We start from the raw sequence: 20,845 nt of genomic DNA, 5'->3' as shown, positions 1-20,845 counted from the left end.
ATGACCTCGCTCAAGACACGTGCTGCAAAAAGTCTTTCAGTCTCTGCGTCGGCGGTGTGTGGATAAGCGCGGCGGGGTGCCCGTCCTCGGCGATGCAGCCCTGGTCCATGAACAACAGGCGTGTGCCGACATGCTTTGCAAACCCGATTTCATGCGTTACGACAATCATCGTCATCCCCTCGTTGGCAAGATCCCGCATGACCTTGAGGACTTCGTGACGGAGTTCAGGATCCAGCGCGGAGGTAGGCTCGTCAAACAGCATCAACTTGGGTTTGATGGCCAAGGCACGAGCAATCGCGACACGCTGCTGTTGCCCTCCGGACAGCTCGGACGGGTAATGATTGGCGCGCGCTTCGAGGCCCACCTTGTCCAGCAATGCCATTGCCTGGTCGCGTGCTTCGGCTCTCGAGGCTCCGCGCACCTGGATCGGGCCGAACATGACATTCTCCAGCGCTGTCATCTGGGGGAACAGGTTGAACTGCTGGAAGACCATGCCGGCCTCGAGGCGGATGTTCCGAATCACGGATGCGCTGCCTCTCACGCTTTGCCCGTCGACCAGCAAGTCCCCGCCCGAGATCTTTTCCAATACGTTGATACAGCGAAGCATCGTGGACTTTCCCGAGCCTGACGGCCCCACGACAACCACGACTTCCCCACTTTCGATGCACAGGCTGATGTCCTTGAGCACGGGCACATGGCCGAAGCTCTTCGAGACCCCCTTGAATTCGACCATGTTCATAGAATGCTCATCCTCTTTTCAACGAGACGCAGTGTGAGCGTCATCACGCCGGTCAAAACCAGATAGATGATGGCAACCGCAGTCCAGATCTCGACGGCGCGGAAATTTCCCGCGATGATTTCTTGCCCCTTTCGTGTCAGTTCGCCCACCCCGATGACAATGAATAGCGACGTATCCTTCAGACTCACGATGCACTGGTTGCCGAGCGGCGGAATCAGCCGGCGAAAGGCGAGCGGGCCGACGATTTTCGCGAGGACGCGTGGCATGGAGAGGCCCATCGCAAGACCGGCTTCCGTGAGGCCCTTCGAGATGGACAATAGTGCGCCGCGCACCACTTCCGCAAGGTAGGCGCCCGAATTGATCGTTATAGCGATGATCGCGGCTGTCAGGCCATCGATCCGAAGATGCGCAAGCACCGGCAGCGCGAAGTATAGAAACATGACCTGCACGACAATTGGCGTACCCCGGATCAGTTCGATGTAGACCTGAGCCAGAACGTTTAGCACCGTGGGTCCATACGCTCGGAACATCCCGGCAATCATGCCGACGATGAAACCGCCGACGAGCCCGACGAATGCAATGAAGACCGTGAGCTTCACGCCGTCGAGCAAGTCCGGAAGCGCCGCCGCAATAGCTGACCAATCGAATTCCACAGACCGCTCCTGGTTGTTTCGTAGCCCGCGCGATGGCCGTCGCCGCCGCGCACTGATTTCCGAGCGATTACGACTTCGGGGGCTCTGAGCCGAACCACTTCTTGTACAGCTTGGCGTAGCGTCCATCCGCCTTGATTTTGGTCAACTCTTCGTTGACCTTGGGTACCAGCGGACTTCCCTTCGGAAACCCGATCCCGTACTTGTCGCCGCTCACAGGGGCGCCGGCAACCTTCACCTTGCCTTTGCCTTCCGTGCTGACGAAATAGAGGACGTTCGGCGTGTCGTGCATGGCCGCATCGACACGGCCGGCTTCCAGGGCCAGATAGGCCTCGTCGATGTTGGGGAACTGGCGGATTTCCTTCGGCTTGAGGTGTGCCTTGATCCAGTCGATCGTGGCCGTGCCCGTTTTTGCGCCGATGACCTTGCCGTTGAGGTCGTCAATGGACTTGATGCTCGTATTCCCGACTTGGACCATCGCCGCGAGTCCGCTGTCGTAATACGGGTCCGAGAAATCGATAGCCTTCTTGCGCTCTTCCTTGATCGTCATGCCGGAAAGCGCGACATCGATGTTTTGGGTTTGGAGAGCCGGAATCAGACCGGCGAAGTCCATCGGCTGAATCTTGTACTTCCAGCCTTGGTCCTTCGCGATTTCCGCCCACAGGTCAAGGTCGAAGCCGACGTACTTGTTCCCCTGCTTGAATTCGAACGGCATGAAGGAAGTGTCGGTGCCGACGACGAGTTCTTTGTTCTGCGCGTGCGCGATGCTCGCGCCGAGCATCGCAACAGCAATGACGGACTTCAGGAAGGAACGGCGACTCATGATTCTCTCCGCAGTGATTGGCGACGTCACCTCCACGATGTAGGGAGGGACCGATGACAGCAACACTACGTGCAGAGCAACATGCGATGTATCATATAAAACGCACGCAACGTTTGTTGTCAATGCGAATAGTACTCGGCCAAAAAGGAACGTCAATAAAAATTGCGGGAGGGAAAACACGTAGTCCCGGCGGCGGGACTACGTGACAGATGGGGACCGGAATCAGCTTACGTATGCACCCTTCGCATGCAGCGCCTCTTCAGCCTCGGACAATTGCTGGATGGCCGCATTTCCCTCCAGCGCGAGCAAATGCGCGACCAGCGACTCGGCGATCGCGGAAGCCGCGACGAGGGACGGAAAAAACGACGGACTGTCGTGCGTAAAGAGCAGCACCTCATCGGCGCTCAGCGCAATGGGAGAAACCGCGCTGTCGGTGATGGCGACGAGCTTGCTGCCCTGTTCCTTGGCGGCTTCCGCGACTCGTGCAGCTTCGCGGGAATACGGTGCGAAGCTGATAACGACGGTGGCATGCCCCTTCGCGATGCTGCGCAACTGCATTTCGAGCGTGCCCGCTTCCCCGGAGACGAGGCTCACCGAGGAGCGGAAGAGCCGGTACCCGTACAGAAGACTGAACGCAATGGGGAAGCACGAACGGAAGCCGGCTATATGAACATGCGGAGCCTTTCTGAGCAGTTTCGCCACATCCACGATGCGAGCGCCATTCTGCGCAAAAGCGGTTGCGAGATTGTGTTGCTGCGCCGCCTCCATGTCGTGGGCGAGGGCTTCTTGGTGACCGCCTTTCACGAGCGTTCGCGCCTTGCTGCTCAGCGGTTCCGGGCGTGTTCGAAGACGGGCGACAAAGATTTCCCGAAACTCGTTCCAGCCCGGGAAACCCAGTTGTTGAGAGAGGCGCACGAGGGCCGCCGGTTGTACTTTTGCGTTTTCGGCGACCTTCCGCATTGACGATACCGCAACCTCATCCGGGAAATTCAACAGGTAGGCCGCCCCTGCCTGAAATTGGGGACTCAGCTCCGGAAACTTGGCGCGAATGAGAGCTGCTAGGTCTTCAAAACTGGGAGTCACAGCGCGGATCTCGATGAGACGACAACAAATGTTACGGAGCCGCATCCAAATAGGCAAGGCCCAGCGGTCGGCTGCCGGTGATTGGCGGCGTGAATCCTGCGCGAAGTGCGGATTCGTCCGAAGAGGTGATGGCCTGCGAGTGCGGGTGACGCTGAGACGATAAAGGCGCGATTGCGGGTAAACGTCTCATTGCAACAGATGTTGCGTTGTTGTACAGTCTATACAACATACGTTTATGGCTGTGTTTGTGTTTTTTGTCCGAGATGTTTGCCCGAGACGCCACGCCCCTGGTGTACGCCCCACCCCGTAAGCGAGCCCATCAAGGTGCAATGACGGAGACGTTCATGGTTTTCGAGACGATAATTTACGATGTGCGGGACGGGATCGCCGAGGTCAGGCTCAACAGACCGCACCGGCTGAACGCTGTCGTCCAGCAGCTTTACGATGAGTTCAGCGAAGCATTGAGCCTCGCTGAGGCGGACCGAGCCGCGCGGGTAGTACTCGTCACGGGAGAGGGACGCGCATTCTGCGTCGGAGCGGACCTCAAGGAACACAAGACGGGCCGCACGGCCTTCGAGCGCCGCGAATACCTGCGGGGCGAGCAGGTGGTGTGCAAGCGACTGCTGACGCTCGGCAAGCCTGTGATCGCGGCTGTCAACGGCTTCGCGCTCGGAGCCGGTGCGGAAATCGCGATAGCCTCCGACTTCGTCGTGATGGCCGAGAGCGCGAAGATTGGATTGCCAGAAATAAGCATCGGCAATTTTCTCGGCGGCGGAATCACGTATCTCCTCCCTCGGTTGGTCGGCCTGGCAAAGGCCCGCGAGCTCGTTTTCCTCGGTGAGCGGATTGATGGGGAAGAAGCCGTTCGCCTTGGGCTCGCAAACCGCGTGTATCCCGATGAGGGTTTTCTTCAGAGCGCACGGGCGTTCGCACAGAAGGTCGCCAGCAAGGCTCCGTTCTCGATGCGGCTGGCGAAGGAACAATTGAACTTCGCTGGCGAGAGAACCCTTGACGCAGCGCTGACTGCAGAGCTGGAAGGCATGATGTTCTGTTCAACGACGAAAGACTGGCAAGAAGGCATCGACGCCTTCGCGGAGAAGCGCGAACCGGTGTTCAAGGGAGAATAGCGATGACCGGCCACTCTATTCGCGAACTTTTCTATCCCGACTCGATTGCCGTCGTTGGCGCGTCAAGAGACCAGACGAAGCGGGGTTTCCGTTCGATTCAAAAGCTGCTGGAGGACGGATACGCCGGGGCGATATACCCCATAAACCTCAAAGAACCTGAAATCCTCGGGCTAAAGTGTTATGCGAGTCTTGGCGACATACCCGGCAACATCGACCTCGCTCTGGTCTGCACGCCGGCAACCACCCTGCCGCAGGTCATCGAGCAATGTGGCAAGAAAGGCGCGAAAGGCGCGGTCGTCCTGGCGGGCGGATTTGCCGAAGCGGGCGATGACGGGCAGCGCCTGCAGGACGAAATGGTGCGAGTCGCTCGGGCCTATAACGTGCGTATCGTCGGGCCGAACACGTCCGGCGTGTTCAATACTCACAAGGCTTGCAATATTGTCGGCTTTAGCAATCTGAAGAAAGGCGGTATCGGATTGCTGTCCCAGTCCGGAAACATGGCGCTTTCTCTCGTGACGGAGGCCGAGGCCAACGGACACATCGGGCTGTCAACGTACGTGGGCATTGGCAATGAATCGGATATTCAGTTCAACGAGTACCTCGACTACTTTGCGGAAGACGAGAACACCAAGGCCGTTGTCGCGTATGTCGAGGGGATGAAAAATGGGCAGGTGTTCCTGGACGCACTGCGTCGCATCACGCGTAGGAAGCCTGTCGTACTCTACAAGTCGGGCCGCACCAGCGCCGGACGTAGTTCAGCAAAGTCGCACACGGGTGCGTTGGCCGGAGACTACGCGGTGAGCGAGGGCGTTCTGCGTCAGGCTGGAGCGGTGCTCGCTCGCAAGTCCGACGAGATTCTCTCGCTCGCCGAAGCGCTTTCGCTGCTTCAGCCGCTCGCGTCGCGCCGCGTGGCGGTGCTCGCTGATGGTGGCGGGCACGCGACGATTGCTGCGGACGCCTTGAGTGAACATGGTCTGACGCTGGCTCCTCTGAGCCATGAAACGCGCCAGCGCCTATCAGCGATCCTGCCGCCGTCGGCCACGATTGTGAACCCCGTGGACGTTGCAGGGGGAACGGATTCCAACCCGGCGGTATTTGCCGATTGTGCCCGCATTCTGCTCGATGACCCTCAGGTGGATGGGCTACTCATCACGGGGCTCTATGGCGGATATGGCGTGAGGTTTTCGCAGTCGCTGACGCCCATTGAAATGCAGACGTCGACGCGCATTGCCGCGATGCTGGAAGCGCGCGGCAAGCCAATCATTGTGCACAGCCTCTATGGGAGCTTGTATTCGGACCTGCGCCCGGCGCCTCTGACGTGTATCCGTGAAGCCGGTGTACCGGTGTACGACTCGCTGGAACTGGCAGTCCGCTGCATGCAGGGCCTCGCGGAATTTGGTGAGGCACAGAGACGACCACCTGCTGAAGCAGAGGACCGCCCGGTGCGCTCTCCGGCATTCGAGAAGGTCCTGTCGTGCTGTCGCAGCGAACACCGGACGGTTGTGCTCGAGCACGAGGCCCGGCAGGCGCTCGCGGATGCAGGCGTCCCGATGCCGGCTCCCGCGATTCTGGCTACGTCGCTGGATGAGGCAGTTGCTGCGTTCGAGCGCCTCGGTTCCGTGCCAGTCGCGATGAAAATCGTGTCACGCGACATCATCCATAAATCGGACGCCGGTGGGGTAAAGCTCAACGTCGGAAGCTACGATGAGGTTAGGCACGCTTTCGAAAACATCGTGGCCAACGGCCGGAAACATGTGCAAGACCCGGACATTACCGGCGTCCTCGTGACACCAATGGCACCAAAAGGTGGCGTCGAGATCATCATTGGTGTCGTGCGTGACCCGACTTACGGGCCCGTCATGATGTTTGGTCTCGGCGGTATCCTGGTCGAGGTACTTAGAGATGTCGTGTTCCGCTCGCTCCCCCTCTCCGAGGACGATGCGCACCGGATGCTCGCCGAGATTCGGGCCAGTGAGATTCTGAACGGAATACGCGGAGCCGCCCCGACGGATAAGGATGCGCTGGTCAAACTAATGATGGGCATATCGGCGCTTTGCTCGGCATTTCCGGAAATCGTCGAGCTGGACCTCAATCCTGTGCTTGCCTATTCCAGCGGGGTGGCAATCCTTGACGCTCGCATCCTGCTCGAGGATTTCAAGAGTCAGTAGCGACGCTCCCGTCTCGCGAGCCCCGCTCGCGCTCGCGCAGCCGGCCCCGGAGCTGCTATATGCGGTTGGCCTGGCTACCACCTCGCAGGTCAGGTGGTAGCCCAAAAAAGGATTTGATTCGCACTATGGCGGGTGCCGCTGCATGCGTACTTCGAGGACAGCCGCTTCGCGCGCAAGCGGCCCCCGAATCACCGAAATATGACCGGAAACGGTTGTTCATCGGTCGCACGCGATCAAGTCCTTGAAGATCAGGTGACCCCACCTTTTCCCGCGCGCATGCACAAGGAGTCCGCCTTCAGAAAGCCCGCCGAGTTGGATGGGCGCGAAACCGAGGTCCTCTGCGAGCGCACCAATCTCCGCTGCAGCGTCGTCATCGTCGCTCGCGAGGAACACGACCCTCCTGCCACCGTGTACGGCCGGGTCCTGGTCAAGGACGGCAGCGACCAGATGGTTGAAGCCTTTCACCACCCTGGCGCCGGTGAACACCTTCGCGATGAAAGCAGAGGACGGGAGACCGCCCAGTTCCTCAAGCGGGGCTTGCGTGTTCATCGCGTCGATGACAGTCTTCCCCTTCCAGTTGGGCAGTGCTTTTGCGACATCCAAATGCGACTCAAAACGGACTGCCAAAAAGATGATGTCCGCCTTGACGGCTTCCGCCAGGGTTTGGGGAATAATCGTGGGTCCGATCGCGGCCGCATCGGCTGCAAAGCTTTCGGGGTCGCGCGTCGTTGCAACGGCCACTTCGATGCCGTTGCGGGCGAACGCCTTGGCAAGTGCGTGGCCGATCTTGCCGAAGCCAATGATGGCGTAACTCATATGTTTTCTCCTTCGTTTCTCGGCGCGTTCACTCATCAGAGTTGTGCCAAGCCACCGTCAACGGCTACCTCGCTGGCGGTCATGAAGCTGCTGTCCGATGACGCAAGAAAGGCGGCCACCGCCCCGATCTCCGCCGGATTGGCCATGCGCTGGAGCGGCGTCATCGCACCGTAGGCCTTCTGGCCCTCTTCGCCCAGCGCCTCTTTGGCTAGTTCGGTCGCCGTCGCCCCGGGCGACAGGACGTTTACCCGGATGCCGGTGCCCTTCAGTTCCTCCGCCCAAGTGCGGGCGAGGTTGCGCACCGCTGCCTTGCTCGCGCTGTAGGCCGTGAATCCTGGGGCTCCGGTGGTGCCGGCGCTCGATCCGGTCAGGATGATCGAACCGCCCGCGCCCATCAGCGGCAGCGCCTTCTGGACCGTAAAGATCGTCCCCTTCACGTTGGTGTCGAACGTGTCGTCAATGTGCTCGGCGGTGATCTGGCCGAGCGGAAGCGGGCTTCCCGCCCCAGCGTTGGCGAAGACGATGTCGAGGGTTCCGCGCTCCGCCTTCACCGCCGCGTAGAGCCGGTCGAGGTCGGCCAGGTTGGAGACCGAGCCGTTCACCGCGCGCGAGTTCGGCCCAAGGTCGGCCACACCGGCGTCGAGCGCTTCCTGGCGGCGGCCGAAGATGAAGACGAAGGCGCCCTCCTCTATGAAGCGCTTAGCTGCGGCGCGGCCGATACCGGTGCCGCCACCGGTGATCACGGCGGTCTTTCCATTCAATCTGTTCATGTCGTGCATCCTTCGAAACAAAAGCGACAAACACGATTCTGGGCTTCTTGATTCATGAAGCCAATTGACTGAATATCTATAAGTGCCATCTACTTTTTAGATACATATGCTGGACAACGTCACCATCAATCAACTGCGGGCCTTCGTCGCCGTCTGTGACCAGGGAAGCTTTTCCGGGGCTGCACAGGAGTTGAGGCGTGCACAGTCGGCGATCAGCCACGCGATCAACTCGCTCGAGAGCGCATTCGACGTGGTGCTGTTCGAGCGCAACACTCGCAAAGCGACACTCACGGCCGCGGGTCGCAGCCTCCTGCCTGACGCGCGCGGGGTGATCTCGCGAACCGAGGAAATGAAGATGCGCGCGGTTGCGATTGCTGAAGCCGGGGTTCCACAAGTTTCGCTTGCCGTGGATACCTACTTTCCTCGTGCGCACCTGATTGAATGCCTGCGCAACGTGCAGGCGGGCTTTCCAACCGTCACAATCAATCTGCGCATGACGACCATGCAGGGCGGAGAGCGTTTGGTTCTCGAAGGCACTTGCGCATTGGCGGTGACAATCACTGACGTGCCGGAGGTGAGCCCAGGCACTATCGAAAGGCAGCATTTATGTGACGCTCACATGGTGACCGTCTGTGCGGCATCGCATCCGCTGGCCGCAATCGCGGGGAAGATACCGCGGGAAGAATTTGGCCGGCACATCCAGCTCGTCGTAACCGACAATCAGCCCGATGCCGAAAAGACACAACAGGGGGTCGCCAGCGAACGCCAGTGGTGGGTGAATGACCTCGGCGCGAAGCATGATCTGCTCAGGGGAGGCTTGTGCTGGGGGCACATGCCGCGCCATATGGTAGAGGAAGATCTCGCGAGGGGAACACTCGTCGAACTCCAGCGACGCGCATGGCACATGCGCGCCCTCACGTTCATGATCTCGCACCGGCGCGGGTACTCGTTTTCCAAATGCGAGACACGGCTGGTCGAGCTCCTTGGCAATTGTCATCCTTCAAACGGTGGGAAGACCAAGGCCAGCGTAGTGCGCGGTCGCTGATGGGTTTGCTCCGAGACGTTGTCCAACCGTGACTTGGGCAAGATATGTCTGCGGGCGGTCGAGGGCGAAGACAGGAGGCCGCCCATGCAAGGCAACCGCGATGCCTTCAGCGCCCGCCGTACACGGCGGGCGGGATGACTACCTCATTGCGCGCCAGTATCTCGGCGGCCATCCGAACGACGGTCTCGAGTCCCTCTCCCCGTCGCTCAACTTGATACGCAACTAGATACTTCTCCTGTTCCAGGTCCGGCTTCACCATCAGTGTCTGAATGGCACCCGACTCAATCTCCGCGCGCATGATCGCCGGTGACATGACGGCTACGCCGTGACCGGCGGCGACGAGCCGCAATATCGTCGCAAGTGAATTGCACGAACTCACGTATTGCGGTTCGACGCCGGCCGAGCGAAACCATTTCATCACGAGCTTGTGGTTCGAGGACGGCTGCGAAACGGTGATAACGGGCAGCGATGCCAAGATTGCCGGGTTCACCTTGCGCTCGCCGACGAGCGACGGCGCTGCCACCCAATGCAAATTGGACACCCCCATCGTCCGTTCGATCACATGCCGTGCATTGGCTGAATCATTGAGGATCGCTACATCGAGTTCTCGCGCAGCCATCTTGCGGCTCAACGCCGCACCGATGTCGACGGTGAGCTCGATCCGCAATTCATCGTACATGCTCTTGAGCCGACTCAACAGTTCGGCAAGCCCGGCCAGTGCCGTCGATTCATTGGCGCCTAGGCGCAAAAGCCCGCGCATGGGATCGCGCCGCTGACCAAGGCGCCCAAATTCGTCGGCCAGCTGAAGCATCCGCTCCGCATGCACGAGGGCGTCCTGCCCATCGATCGTCAGCTCGCACCGCCCGTGCTCGCGCTCGAACAAACGCACCCCCAGTTGCTCTTCCAACTCCTGGATGCGCGCGGAAATGGTGGGTTGGGTCAGATGCTGATGCCGCGCCGCCGCGTGAAAACCGCCGAGGCGGGCTGCCCAATAGAACGTCTCGAGCTGCTGCAACGATAGGCGCATGATCGGCACTTTCTATCACTTCACTGGCTCATTTTTGATTATCGCTTATCGATATCGGGTTCTTACAATGGGGCAGACCCGATGAAAGGAGGGGGACGAAATGAGCAGACCAATGCATGCGGCAGCAGTACCAGCGCTTCGGAAAACTACGGTGCGCTGGAACATCTTCTTGATCATGCTGTTGCTCGTCACAGTCAACTATATCGACCGTGCTTCGCTATCGGTTGCGATGCCACTGCTCGCCAAGGAGTTCTCGCTTTCCCCCGTTATGCAGGGATTGATCCTGAGTTCTTTCTTCTGGTCCTACACCTTGATGCAGGTCCCGGGCGGCGTATTCGTCGATCGATTCAAGCCGCGCGCCGTGCTCGCGGTATGTACGCTTGCGTGGGGGGGCTTTCAGGCCCTGGCGGCCGTTGCCACGAGTGCCTTGGCCCTGCTTTTGACGCGTATCGGTTTGGGCGTCGCAGAGGCACCGGTCGCTTCGGCCGGCGGTGCACTCAATGCCGCATGGTTGACGCAGCATGAACGGGTGCGCGGTGCGTCGCTGATGGACGGTGGCTCGCCGCTCGGCGCCGCGCTCGGCTCCATATTGATTGCATGGCTCATTCTCGTCGCGCATTCGTGGCGCGCGGCCTTCGCGATCGCCGGCATCGGTACGATCCTGTGCGGCATCGGCGCGTGGCTGTACATCAAGAATAGCCCTCGCGACCATTCAGGCGTCAACAAAGCGGAGATGGCGCACATCGAAGATGCGCAGGCACTCGAACGTGCCAAGGAAGGCGGCGATCTCTCTGGCAAGGCCATCGATTTCTTGAAATACCGGTCCGTCTGGCTCATGTTTTTTGGGTTCATGTGCTGCACAACGCTTTACTACGGACTCCTTACCTGGATGCCAACGTACTTGCACAATGCGCATGGCATGGATTTGCGGCAAATGGGCGATGCAAGCTTCGTGATCTTTTTGTGCGGGTTCGCCGGCGAATTGGTTGGCGGCTACATCGGAGACAAATGGCTGGCAAGCGGGGCATCGCCGAACCTGGTCATGCGTGTCCTTTTCGGCGTAGCGGGCATCGTCGCCACGGTGGCTGTGTTCAGCGTGGCTTATGCGCGAAGCGCGAGCGTCGTAGTCATCTTGCTGTCCGTGACGCTCTTCTTCCTGCGCTGGGGTGGCCTCTATTGGTCGATTCCGGCGATGCTTGCTTCGCGCACCAAGGTCGGCACTTTGGGAGGGCTGCTCAATTTCGGCGGCAACCTTGGGGGCATGATCATCCCGATCGTGGTGGGCGCGATCGTCGAGTACACCGGCTCCTATTTCCTCGCGCTGATGTGCTTTGCTGCAATGGGTCTCGGTCTGCTCGTATGTTCGATGGGCATCGACTACACGCGCAAGATTCCTGTCTAACGACTCAATGCAGTTCACGACCTAACTTTTCAACGAAAGGAAATTCAGGCAATGGCCTTCGAGCACATCGAAAACATCATCGGCCAAACTGTGCGGCGCGACATCAGCCGTATGGTCGGATTTGCGCAAGGGTCGCTGCAACGCGCGGCGCGTTCGATCATCGCTACGCCAAATGCGCATGTCGGCATCGTCACCGGTTTTTTCATTCGCAACGCTGTTCCCCCTTCGCCGGAAACCGACGGCCTTGGAGGCATGGCCCATATCGCGGCCGGCCTGGCGAATGCGGGGATTCCCGTGACTGTCATTTCGGACGCGCCCTGCGGCAAAGCCGTGTGGGCCGTCACTACTGAGTTGCCCGAGACGGTTTCTCTCGAGATCACCTCGCTCACGGGAGCCTCGGTGCGCTCCCTCCGCGAGCGCCTCGCAACGGGCGGGCGGCCGATTACACACTTGATTGCCATCGAACGACCCGCACCAGGCAGCGACGGCAAACCGCACCGCGAGTATGGCGCTGATATGACCGCTGATACAGCGCCACTTCACCTCCTATTTGATGAACCCGGATGGCATCGCCCATGGGTCACGATCGGGATTGGGGACGGTGGAAACGAAATCGGCATGAGTGTGTTGCCCGAAGCCATCGTGCGTGAGGACATTCCGAACGGCGAACTGATTGCCTCCAGGACACCAACAGACCACCTCATCGTTGCCGGTGTATCGAACTGGGGCGGATGGGGACTACTGCTGGCGATGGCGCTGGCCGATCCTGCACGCGCCCCCCAATTCCTTCACGATTTCACGCCAGAACGAGACCTCGCGTTCCTGAAGGCTGCGGTGGAAGTTGGGCAAGCCGTGGATGATAGCCGGGTAGATCGGCCGGCCCGGCCGATGTTGAGCGTTGACCGGCTTCCGTTCGAGGACCATGCGCGCGTGCTATCCCAGTTGCGTTCCTTCGTGCTCGGGTATCTCGGCGCGGGCGCGACGGCTTGCGATAGCGCGGGCGCACGGGCGCTCGCTGAACCGCAATAACTCTCCATACATCGGCCGATGCACCATGATGAAAGGACAACAGGAAATGCCGACCGCGTGTCAGCGTAGAGTCACCAACGCGCCGCAGTGGGCGCGCTCGCTGCCGGCGGATGTCAGGACCCCTTGCTTTATTGTTGATGAAGAGGGTGTGATAGAGAATCTGCGCGCGACCGCGCGCGCTTGCGGCGGTATCGAGCGGTTGATGCCGCACGTCAAAACGCACAGGGCAGGCTGGATCGTCGAACTTTGCTTGCGTGAAGGGGTACGTGCATTTAAAACGGCAACCATTGCCGAAACAGCGATGGTGCTGGCCGCCGGCGCGCCATACGTGGTATGGGCCTACCCGAGTCTGAACAAGGCGAACATCCGCGCCCTGCTCCAAGCTGCGCAAGCCCATCCGCAAGCAACGATCGGCGCGCTTGTCGACTCGGATGCCGGGTTGGCCGCGTGGCGTGAGGTGCTTTCACAAGCGGCGGACCCCGTGCGCAATCTCACCCTGATCGTCGATCTCGATCCCGGAATGGGCCGCACAGGCATGCCACTCGATGAATCCGCGATTGGACTTGCGCATGCAGTCAACGCCTTGGGTTGCTTCGGTGGCTGGCACGTCTACGACGGCCATATCCAGGGTAGCGACGCGGACGTGCGGCGAAAGCGGATCGGCGAAGTCATGCGACACATTGCTGGACTGCTCGGTCGTGCGTCGGCTGAGGGCTTGTCCAATGAACTGATTGCCGGCGGCAGCTACAGCTTTGACGTCTGGCCCGCCTCGCTCGCCAAGTACGTCGGACCTGGCAGTTGGACTTACTCGAGCGCTCAACACGACGAAGAGCTCCCGGATCGAGAATGGCGACCGAGCGCTTTCGTGCTTGCCACCGTCATCGCGACAAAAGGCGCGACGGCGACGCTCGATGCCGGTGCCAAGGCGATTTCTCCCGACAAGCCCGTCACTGACCGCTTCCGCTGGCCCGGCAAGATCATGATGATGAGCGAAGAGCATGTCGTCGTGGAGAACGCCGGCTTTGCCGTCGGCGACCGCGTTTTGCTGCTGCCCCGCCATGCCTGTACGACCGCCTATCTCTATCAGAACGCGCTTGTTTTGGCACGCAATGGCGAATGGACGTCGCGTGCGCAGCTCGGCAGCCAAAGGTGAAAACGCCTCGACGCCTGCAACGCAGGGCCTGGCCTGAAAACCATGATGGAAGGAACGCATGAACGTCAATCACCGCAGAAATGCGCGCGCAGTCGAAGTCGATGGTGTAGCAACCGGAGGCCATTACTCGCCGGCCGTGGTAGCCGGGGGCTTTGTATTTGTGGCCGGGCAAACGCCGCGCGACGCCCAAAGGCGAATCGTCGGGCAAACAATCGAAGAGCAGACCACCGCGGTACTCGACAATTTATCAAAGGTCCTGGCGGCGGCGGACGCCACGCTCGATGACGTGGTGAAGGTGACGGTCTATCTCGCGGATCTCGGTTCATTCGAAAAATTCAATTCTGTATTTGCGAAGTACTTTAGCGAGTTCAAGCCCGCCCGGACGACCGTTGAATGCGGACTCCCGGGCATCATGGTGGAGATCGACGCGATCGCGCATGTCGGCAACTCCTCGTGATTAAGCAGGACGACTGCTGCGGCGACAGCGTGTCTTTGCAAGCATGCAGGCGCGTTTTGCGAGGCACCCGCGCGAAGCCGAATCGATAAGGAACGAAGATGGATCTAGGCATCAAAGGAAAACGTGCGCTCGTGCTCAGCGCGGGCGGGGGACTGGGAGGCGCCATCGCGCTAGCGTTGGCGCGTGAAGGCGTTACCGTCTGCGTGGCGGACAGGGATAAAGGCGCGTTGGCTGCGACAGCCGAGCGCATCAAGGCGGCAGGTGGTGACAGCCACTCGTTCGTCTTTGACCTGAGCAAGCCCGAGCAGTGGGCGGCTGGCATCGAGGAAGCGCTCTCGCGAACCGGGGGGATCGATATCCTCGTGAACAACACCGGCGGACCGCCGCCTGGTCCGGCATTCGGACATTCGTCCGAGACATGGAAATCCGCGTTCGAAGCGATGGTGCTATCCGTCATCGGCATCACCGATCTCATCTTGCCGGGTATGCGCGAGCGCGGCTGGGGGCGCATCATTACGAGCACCTCTTCGGGCGTGATCGCCCCGATCGCGAATCTCGGGCTTTCCAATGCGACGCGGACGTCACTGCTTGGCTGGTCGAAGACACTCGCCAGAGACGTTGCGGCGTACGGCATCACCGTCAACGTGATGATTCCCGGGCGCATCGCGACCGCACGGACGCAGTTCCTCGATGAAGCAAAGGCTGGGCGCGAAGGCCGGGACGTCGCGGCTGTCCAGAGCGAGAGTGCTGCCGGTATCCCCACTGGCCGCTACGGTCGACCTGAAGAATACGCCGACGTCGCCGCGTTCCTCGCCAGCGACCGCGCGTCGTACGTGACCGGATCCACGATCCGCATCGACGGCGGGCTCATTCCCAGCATCTGATTGCCTATCGCACTCAGGCATTTCCCAATTAGGACCTTCTCATGGACGCTACCGATGCTTCCCAATTCAGTGCGCTTGCTGGCGTCACGACAGCCACGCTGACCACCATCCTGTTGAAAAAGGGTTTGCGCAACGTATGGATCCGCGGTGCATTTCCCCTCGCGCCGGGTTACGCCCGCGTCGCAGGGCGCGCATTCACTGTGCGGTTCGTGCCAGCTCGCGAAGATCTTGCTACCCCCGAATCGTGGGCGTCCCCCAAGTCGAGCCGCGGCGCCATCGAACAGATGCCCGAAGGTTGCATCGCAGTGGTCGACGCAATGGGCGTCAAAGACGCCGGTATCTGGGGCGATATCCTGTGTGCGCGCATGACCCAGCGCCGCGTGGCCGCGCTGGTGACTGACGGCGTTGTCCGCGACCTCGCTGGCGTTCTTGGCACGGGGCTGCCGGTATGGGCAAGTGGCGCGGCGGCTCCCCCGTCAGTCGCTGGCCTAACGTTTGTCGACTGGCAACAACCGGTTGCATGTGGCGGCGTCGCCGTCTTTCCGGACGATGTATTGGTGGCCGACCAGGATGGTGCTGTAGTCATCCCCGCTTTGCTCGTTGACGAGATCATCGATGCTGCGCTCGAGCAGGAGCGCTTTGAGGGGTGGATTATGGAGCAGGTTAATGCTGGAGCCGTTCTCCCTGGATTGTATCCGCCCAACGCAGAGAACAAGGCCAAGTATGAAGCCACCAAACGGTGACATAAGCGCGGCAGGCGCAACGACACAGCTCACACTTCTCGGCCGCGTGGAAATGATTTTTTGATTGAATGGCGGAAATACCATCGGAAGCGGTCGTTGTATTGATGCGCGCGCGTATGCCTGCTTGGGGTCGCCGGCCGCGTCAGGCAGGAGTCGGCCAGTTCGGACTCTTCCAGTCAGTGTCTGGTCTATGGTTGGCCCACGTGGCAGGATGGCCATGGAATAGTCGATGGCCGGTTGGGTTTGCTGTTGACAGACCGTGGGTCAAAAACCTGCTCGCCTTGCCAAGCGAGCAGGTTTGTGCAGAGATCAATCAACGGTGCGGAATCCATACGAAGCCATGACACGACGCAAACGTCGGATCGCAGAAGTTGCCCGCAACGGCGCCCGGATCGTTGATCGCAAATGGAGACGTAAATCCCGACCCTGGCGGGTCGATGGTGGCAAACGTCCCCTGTTGTGTGCGCACAAAACCGTGTTGGGCCGAGAAGTCCGAGGGGATGGTCCACCCGGTCGTATCACCGGCTGCATTGATCGCATTGAGTTGGGTCGCGTAGTTATCGCCCGGGGCATCGACGACGGTCATCGTGCCATCGACCGCACGCAGAAACGCGTGGACCGCGTCGCATTGTGCATCGCTGCAAAAGCTTCCGGCAGCCGTTCCCTGGGCATTCAGGGCGATCGTCGGGTAAGTGTTGATGACTCCGCTGGCGGGCGCGCTAAACGGCGTCATCAATCCATTTTTTGCGCGGACGAATCCGACGGGAAAGCCCGGAACTGACTCGAAGAAAGCGCCGACGATCACCCCCGGGGAATTGACATCGGTGGGCAACGTGTAACCCGAAGCGGGTGGGTCAAAGGTCGTGTAGATACCGTTTGTTTGCAACAGGAATCCGTGAAAGAGGCCATCTCCTCCGGTGTACTGCCCGGTGACCGCGCCCGCCGGATTGCTGGCGGTTGGGCTGGTTCTGTTGTTCGAGCCAGGAACGTCCCACGTCTGAAACTTTCCGTCCGGGGTTCGCAGGTAGCCGTGTCCCCCAGCCATGTCAGCGTACGATCCTATGATCACGCCGCCTGCCGTGATGCCCGCAGCCCCGCTGCAGAAAGATGACGCCGCAGGGTTGCACACGGTTCCTGGCGGATCGAACGCGATGACGGTACCGTCGGGCGCACGCAGGAAGCTGTGCTGCAGACCGCTTGTATCGAAGTAGTACCCGGCGACCGCGCCGGCATTGTTGATGACTACCGGAACCGGGCCATCCGGATTATCTGGTATGTCGAAGATGGCAAACTCCCCGCGAGCGGCAGGCGCCGCAGCTTGCACGCCAGGCGACGCTGATGGCGCATTCAGCTGCGAACGGCATGCCTGCATGGCCTCGTGAATCGATTTCGCTCCTGGCTGCGCCTTCGTGATTGCGCTTGGCGCCGACGTATAAAGCGTAGTGAGCGCTGAGCAGGCGTTGCCCGCCCAAGCCGTGCTACTGAGGGATAGAAGGGTGACCGCCGCCGCGGCAGGAAGCCATAAAAGTTTATTCCTCATTTCTTGCATGCTTTTCATGTTCATCTCCTACGTCATGAACCCGGCGCTAAACTTGATTAAACCAAGAAGGCATGAACGCGAGTTAACAGCCATGCTGACCGAGCGTGACGGCTATTTAGATCGCGCGCCACTTTATGGGACGTAACTCGCGACGGCTCATCGACAGCCCGCTTGATGCTCGAATGGATCACGCGGCAAAGGAGAAATGTGGCCGATCGCCCGAGAATCGGCAGCATCGCGCCTGCAACGCTGTTGTTAGTGAGCAGCAATACGTCGGCGACGTAAGGTGTCAACGAGGTCAACACCCTGTCGCAGGCAATGCCTATCGGCCGCGGGTTCATCATGTCACTGGCTGTTCGTTGCGGAGACTACGAAGATCCGAATGCGCCCGCTGAGGACTCCTTAATAGGATCCAGGCACGATAGCCGCATGGTCGGGCCGGTGTCGGGCGAGCCGGCGGCTTTCAATGACCGAAGAAAAGGTCGCAGTAACTTGCGGGGCCGACGCACGACGATGGTGACGGATTCGACACGTGCGGGATAGTGCCGGAAGCCGAGACGCCGTTGGTCGTCGTGCCGCCAACGCCACTGCTGCCCGCCTGCTGGCTGTCCTGTGCGGCGATCTTCGCTTCGGCAGCCTGAATTTGCTCGGGATACTTCGTTTGGTCGCCGTCGCCCATGCGATAGCCCGCCTGCTCGAGACGGATCAGTTCCGCACGCACTTGCGCACGGGTGACGGGCGCGGTGCTCTGGGCAAAACTGACGACTGGGCTGGCAAGCGCACAGCTGGCGAGGACTACGCATGCAAGGGTTTTCATAATGGAGCTCCTTGATATATGGCTAACTTTGCGAACAGGACACTAAAGCGAACTGCAGCTATTTCTGCAGACAAGCTGGAATTTTTGGTTGATATGGGAACACGAGCCGCTGTGCGGCTATTGATGCCGTCCTTGTGTCGAATTATGGTGCACTATTACGCCGTGTAACCGTGTCAGTTGTAGTTGCGCCGATAACTTGATGTTCGGTATTAAATGTTCCTTTGCGGGGCGAATAAATGTTCGGTCTCGCTTTACGACTATTGGTTACGGTGACTTCTTGGGAGTACGGCGCACGCCTGGTTACAAGAACGGATGCCGTTGGACGCGGCACACACGGAGCGAGCACCCAACATGCAATGGGCGAGCCGAGCTTGATCAGGATAACTTCAAGTTACGGTACTGCGCAGCGCGAGAAATCTGCTTCATACTTGCGCGTTCAGGAGACTTGACGGTTTTTCACCCATTGCTCGGTGCAGCGCGAGCAAATTTCAGCAGGGACCCACCCGCCTGGATCACGAACTTTTGTTCGGCAAAAAAGCAGAACACTTGTCCATCGACTTGCTGGCGGACCGCTAGCACAATGGCGTGTAGCTGTACCTGAATCCCGGAGGCCTGTTATGGCGTCCTCTACCGGAACACCACTTGATGCTGGCGCGGGCGAAACGCCCGGGGCCAGAACGTCACTGTGCATGGGTGAACCAGCTCACACAATCGAGCGCCGCAAATTCGCTGAATTTATGAATCTATTGGTGGGACCGGTTGCAGCGCTCAGTACTGAGCAGAAGCTCCTCGTCAAACGCGAGCTATTGCAATCGCTGTCCCGCCGATCGGTATATTGGATCGCGCTACTGTTGGTCGGAAGCCCGTTCTGGTTCGTATTGGGATCGTGGATTAAAACGTCGGATAGCTATCTTTCTTTTCGCGCCGCCTGGATCCTGGGGCTGTGGGGGATGGCCGCTCCCTCGGCAGCATACTTACTGAAAAAGACTGTGACGCTCCCCAAGCATGCCGGCGTCAGAGCGCTTGAGCAGATGCACTGGGCGTGGGCTGCATTGATCATGCTGACATCCTTCTGGTGGGCGGCGGCCAGCTTTGGGCTAACCCCACCGAACTTCACGGTCCTCCATGGCTATTACTTTAGATTTGCCAGGTATGGCTTCCTGGAACTGACGATGATCGGCCAGGCATTCACCTTGCTGTTGCTAGCACCCAGTTTTCGTGCGGCTTTAGGTGCACTCGTGATCGGCACTATCCCATTCGGATTCAACATCGCCCCACTGTTTTTTATGTACCGGCCGGGAATGTTTGACTGGTATTCGGCTCAAATAATTGGTTATTGTGTCATCGCCTGGTTTATTTGCAACGATCAGCAACGCACATGCGTAAAAGAAGTTATTCTCGAGGAGGCGCGGTCTCAGGCTGTAGCGGCAACCGCGGAGAAGAACCAATTTATCGCTGCGATAAGCCATGACTTGCGCCAACCGCTCACAACGCTCGGCCTGAAGTTGAATTTTCTGGAGAGGAGCATTGAATCGACCAAACTGCTGGAAGACGTCTCGATTGCGCAAAGGCAAGTGGATGCAATGGAAGGGATGATTAACGGGGCACTGGATATCTGCCGCCTCGAATCCGGCACCTGGAATGTAGAAGTTCAGGAGGTGGCGCTGCCTTCCCTTTTACGCAGCATAGTCGTGGATATGCAGCCGCTGGCTGAGGCGAAGGGGCTGAAGTTAAGGCTCCATAGTCGCCCCTATCTGGTCCGTACGGATCGACATGCGTTGGACCGGATCGTCCGGAATATGGTTCTCAATGCGCTTCGTTACACGCCTTCCGGGCAGGGAGGAAAGCAGGGACATGTTCTGCTGAGCTGCCAGAGGCGAGGCAGCCGCATAAAGATAAGCGTCTGGGACAACGGGATCGGTATCCCTGAAGATAGACAGGCGGATATCTTCAAAAGCTATGTACAGGTCGATAATCCCGAGAGGAATCGCGAAAAAGGGTTCGGCCTGGGTCTGTCCATTGTCCAGGGTCTCGCGAACCTTCTGGGTCACAAGCTCGACGTGGACTCGACGCCGGGACGGGGATCGCGTTTTTCGGTTACGGTTCCCTTTATGGGACACATACCGCCGGAGTTGCTCGACGTCCGAACGGTTGAATACGGCGACCCCGACCTGACCAATATGGTCGTCGCAATCATCGAGGACAATAGCGACTTAAGAATCGAAATATCAATACGCCTGATCGAGCATGGCTGCTACGTCGTGGCGGGCGAATCGTCATCCGACGTCATCGAGCAGTTGCGTATTGAGGCTTTGGCAAGCGGTCCACACTTCATCCTCTCCGACTACCGGCTGCAAAACGAGGACGGTATTGCTGCGATTGCGGCGGTCCGCGCTGCTACCGACGCTTCGATCCCCGCAATCCTGTGGTCGGGGGACACCTCCTCAGCGGTGCTCAAAAAAGTAGCCGTCAGTGGCCTGAGGTTTTTGTCGGGACCGGTTTCGGAAGGAACCTTATTGACCATGCTTGCTGGACATAAGCCAAAAACATTGACCGAAGGCGGGTGAACGAG

At 59.6% G+C, this 20,845-nt stretch carries 19 protein-coding genes; 10 read left to right on the top strand and 9 right to left on the bottom strand.

What is annotated here, in order from left to right:
- Positions 1-10 precede the first annotated feature (10 nt).
- The 4 genes from glnQ to AB4Y31_RS26925 all read right to left on the bottom strand — a co-directional run bounded on the left by glnQ (position 11) and on the right by AB4Y31_RS26925 (position 3,295).
- Positions 11-739 carry a glutamine ABC transporter ATP-binding protein GlnQ gene (glnQ, locus tag AB4Y31_RS26940; RefSeq protein ID WP_368676681.1) on the bottom strand — a complete coding sequence of 243 codons (729 nt, stop codon included), beginning with the start codon at positions 737-739 and terminating at the stop codon, positions 11-13.
- Complete coding sequence (gene glnP, locus AB4Y31_RS26935) at positions 736-1,392, bottom strand: glutamine ABC transporter permease GlnP (protein ID WP_107151129.1); 657 nt, start codon at positions 1,390-1,392, stop codon at positions 736-738. Before glnP ends, glnQ begins: the two co-directional genes overlap by 4 nt.
- Positions 1,393-1,459: 67 nt before the next feature.
- On the bottom strand, positions 1,460-2,212 hold the full coding sequence (glnH, locus tag AB4Y31_RS26930) for a glutamine ABC transporter substrate-binding protein GlnH (RefSeq protein ID WP_107151128.1): 753 nt from the start codon (positions 2,210-2,212) through the stop codon (positions 1,460-1,462).
- A 222-nt stretch (positions 2,213-2,434) separates the two neighbouring features.
- Positions 2,435-3,295 carry a MurR/RpiR family transcriptional regulator gene (locus AB4Y31_RS26925; RefSeq protein ID WP_368676809.1) on the bottom strand — a complete coding sequence of 287 codons (861 nt, stop codon included), beginning with the start codon at positions 3,293-3,295 and terminating at the stop codon, positions 2,435-2,437.
- Between the two features lie 344 nt (positions 3,296-3,639).
- On the opposite strand from AB4Y31_RS26925, the gene AB4Y31_RS26920 reads away from it, so the two are divergent.
- Together AB4Y31_RS26920 and AB4Y31_RS26915 are read left to right on the top strand one after the other, a co-directional pair.
- Positions 3,640-4,422, top strand: coding sequence for an enoyl-CoA hydratase/isomerase family protein (locus tag AB4Y31_RS26920; RefSeq protein WP_368676680.1), 783 nt, complete (start codon positions 3,640-3,642; stop codon positions 4,420-4,422).
- 2 nt (positions 4,423-4,424) lie between these two features.
- Positions 4,425-6,590, top strand: a complete 2,166-nt coding sequence (locus AB4Y31_RS26915) for an acetate--CoA ligase family protein (protein ID WP_368676679.1) — start codon at positions 4,425-4,427, stop codon at positions 6,588-6,590.
- 216 nt (positions 6,591-6,806) lie between these two features.
- On the opposite strand, the gene AB4Y31_RS26910 is transcribed toward AB4Y31_RS26915, so the two are convergent.
- Positions 6,807-7,406, bottom strand: coding sequence for an NADPH-dependent F420 reductase (locus AB4Y31_RS26910; protein WP_368676678.1), 600 nt, complete (start codon positions 7,404-7,406; stop codon positions 6,807-6,809).
- A 35-nt stretch (positions 7,407-7,441) separates the two neighbouring features.
- A complete protein-coding gene (locus AB4Y31_RS26905; RefSeq protein ID WP_368676677.1) occupies positions 7,442-8,176 on the bottom strand; it encodes an SDR family NAD(P)-dependent oxidoreductase in 735 nt (244 codons plus the stop codon).
- Between the two features lie 106 nt (positions 8,177-8,282).
- Between AB4Y31_RS26905 and AB4Y31_RS26900 the strand changes: the two genes are divergently transcribed.
- Positions 8,283-9,221, top strand: coding sequence for a LysR family transcriptional regulator (locus AB4Y31_RS26900; protein WP_368676676.1), 939 nt, complete (start codon positions 8,283-8,285; stop codon positions 9,219-9,221).
- A 106-nt stretch (positions 9,222-9,327) separates the two neighbouring features.
- Here the strand turns inward: AB4Y31_RS26900 and AB4Y31_RS26895 are convergent, their stop codons facing one another.
- The gene (locus AB4Y31_RS26895; protein WP_368676675.1) at positions 9,328-10,248 is read right to left on the bottom strand and encodes a LysR family transcriptional regulator; all 921 of its coding nucleotides are present in this window, start codon (positions 10,246-10,248) and stop codon (positions 9,328-9,330) included.
- Positions 10,249-10,348: 100 nt separating this feature from the next.
- On the opposite strand from AB4Y31_RS26895, the gene AB4Y31_RS26890 reads away from it, so the two are divergent.
- The 6 genes from AB4Y31_RS26890 (at position 10,349) to AB4Y31_RS26865 (ending at position 15,916) form a co-directional block, all read left to right on the top strand.
- On the top strand, positions 10,349-11,650 hold the full coding sequence (locus tag AB4Y31_RS26890; protein ID WP_368676674.1) for an MFS transporter: 1,302 nt from the start codon (positions 10,349-10,351) through the stop codon (positions 11,648-11,650).
- A 51-nt stretch (positions 11,651-11,701) separates the two neighbouring features.
- A complete protein-coding gene (locus AB4Y31_RS26885; RefSeq protein WP_368676673.1) occupies positions 11,702-12,679 on the top strand; it encodes a glutamate cyclase domain-containing protein in 978 nt (325 codons plus the stop codon).
- Entirely contained in the window at positions 12,573-13,832 is a 1,260-nt protein-coding gene (locus AB4Y31_RS26880; protein ID WP_368676672.1) for an alanine racemase, read from the top strand. Before AB4Y31_RS26885 ends, AB4Y31_RS26880 begins: the two co-directional genes overlap by 107 nt.
- Positions 13,833-13,890: 58 nt before the next feature.
- On the top strand, positions 13,891-14,289 hold the full coding sequence (locus AB4Y31_RS26875) for a RidA family protein (RefSeq protein ID WP_368676671.1): 399 nt from the start codon (positions 13,891-13,893) through the stop codon (positions 14,287-14,289).
- A gap of 98 nt (positions 14,290-14,387) precedes the next feature.
- Entirely contained in the window at positions 14,388-15,173 is a 786-nt protein-coding gene (locus tag AB4Y31_RS26870; protein WP_368676670.1) for an SDR family oxidoreductase, read from the top strand.
- Positions 15,174-15,214: 41 nt separating this feature from the next.
- Complete coding sequence (locus AB4Y31_RS26865; RefSeq protein ID WP_368676669.1) at positions 15,215-15,916, top strand: ribonuclease activity regulator RraA; 702 nt, start codon at positions 15,215-15,217, stop codon at positions 15,914-15,916.
- Positions 15,917-16,229: 313 nt separating this feature from the next.
- On the opposite strand, the gene AB4Y31_RS26860 is transcribed toward AB4Y31_RS26865, so the two are convergent.
- A complete protein-coding gene (locus tag AB4Y31_RS26860; protein ID WP_368676668.1) occupies positions 16,230-17,474 on the bottom strand; it encodes a hypothetical protein in 1,245 nt (414 codons plus the stop codon).
- 445 nt (positions 17,475-17,919) lie between these two features.
- Entirely contained in the window at positions 17,920-18,273 is a 354-nt protein-coding gene (locus tag AB4Y31_RS26855) for a DUF4148 domain-containing protein (RefSeq protein WP_368676667.1), read from the bottom strand.
- Between the two features lie 617 nt (positions 18,274-18,890).
- Between AB4Y31_RS26855 and AB4Y31_RS26850 the strand changes: the two genes are divergently transcribed.
- The gene (locus AB4Y31_RS26850) at positions 18,891-20,840 is read left to right on the top strand and encodes an ATP-binding protein (protein ID WP_368676666.1); all 1,950 of its coding nucleotides are present in this window, start codon (positions 18,891-18,893) and stop codon (positions 20,838-20,840) included.
- Positions 20,841-20,845: the final 5 nt, after the last annotated feature.

The organism is Trinickia sp. EG282A (assembly GCF_040965455.1).
GTDB classification, from domain to species: domain Bacteria; phylum Pseudomonadota; class Gammaproteobacteria; order Burkholderiales; family Burkholderiaceae; genus Trinickia; species Trinickia symbiotica.
Note: the sequence above shows the minus strand (reverse complement) of the source record. Positions and strands in the feature narration are given on the sequence as shown.

What these genes read in the sequence shown, in the direction of transcription:
- AB4Y31_RS26865 (WP_368676669.1), top strand. Translation starts at nt 15,215, where the DNA reads ATGGACGCTACCGATGCTTCCCAATTCAGTGCGCTTGCTGGCGTCACG.
- AB4Y31_RS26855 (WP_368676667.1), bottom strand. Translation starts at nt 18,273, where the DNA reads ATGAAAACCCTTGCATGCGTAGTCCTCGCCAGCTGTGCGCTTGCCAGC.
- AB4Y31_RS26890 (WP_368676674.1), top strand. Translation starts at nt 10,349, where the DNA reads ATGAGCAGACCAATGCATGCGGCAGCAGTACCAGCGCTTCGGAAAACT.
- AB4Y31_RS26920 (WP_368676680.1), top strand. Translation starts at nt 3,640, where the DNA reads ATGGTTTTCGAGACGATAATTTACGATGTGCGGGACGGGATCGCCGAG.
- glnQ (WP_368676681.1), bottom strand. Translation starts at nt 739, where the DNA reads ATGAACATGGTCGAATTCAAGGGGGTCTCGAAGAGCTTCGGCCATGTG.
- AB4Y31_RS26875 (WP_368676671.1), top strand. Translation starts at nt 13,891, where the DNA reads ATGAACGTCAATCACCGCAGAAATGCGCGCGCAGTCGAAGTCGATGGT.
- AB4Y31_RS26860 (WP_368676668.1), bottom strand. Translation starts at nt 17,474, where the DNA reads ATGAAAAGCATGCAAGAAATGAGGAATAAACTTTTATGGCTTCCTGCC.
- AB4Y31_RS26915 (WP_368676679.1), top strand. Translation starts at nt 4,425, where the DNA reads ATGACCGGCCACTCTATTCGCGAACTTTTCTATCCCGACTCGATTGCC.
- AB4Y31_RS26870 (WP_368676670.1), top strand. Translation starts at nt 14,388, where the DNA reads ATGGATCTAGGCATCAAAGGAAAACGTGCGCTCGTGCTCAGCGCGGGC.
- AB4Y31_RS26850 (WP_368676666.1), top strand. Translation starts at nt 18,891, where the DNA reads ATGGCGTCCTCTACCGGAACACCACTTGATGCTGGCGCGGGCGAAACG.
- AB4Y31_RS26905 (WP_368676677.1), bottom strand. Translation starts at nt 8,176, where the DNA reads ATGAACAGATTGAATGGAAAGACCGCCGTGATCACCGGTGGCGGCACC.
- AB4Y31_RS26910 (WP_368676678.1), bottom strand. Translation starts at nt 7,406, where the DNA reads ATGAGTTACGCCATCATTGGCTTCGGCAAGATCGGCCACGCACTTGCC.
- AB4Y31_RS26900 (WP_368676676.1), top strand. Translation starts at nt 8,283, where the DNA reads ATGCTGGACAACGTCACCATCAATCAACTGCGGGCCTTCGTCGCCGTC.
- AB4Y31_RS26880 (WP_368676672.1), top strand. Translation starts at nt 12,573, where the DNA reads ATGCGCGCGTGCTATCCCAGTTGCGTTCCTTCGTGCTCGGGTATCTCG.
- glnH (WP_107151128.1), bottom strand. Translation starts at nt 2,212, where the DNA reads ATGAGTCGCCGTTCCTTCCTGAAGTCCGTCATTGCTGTTGCGATGCTC.
- AB4Y31_RS26895 (WP_368676675.1), bottom strand. Translation starts at nt 10,248, where the DNA reads ATGCGCCTATCGTTGCAGCAGCTCGAGACGTTCTATTGGGCAGCCCGC.
- AB4Y31_RS26885 (WP_368676673.1), top strand. Translation starts at nt 11,702, where the DNA reads ATGGCCTTCGAGCACATCGAAAACATCATCGGCCAAACTGTGCGGCGC.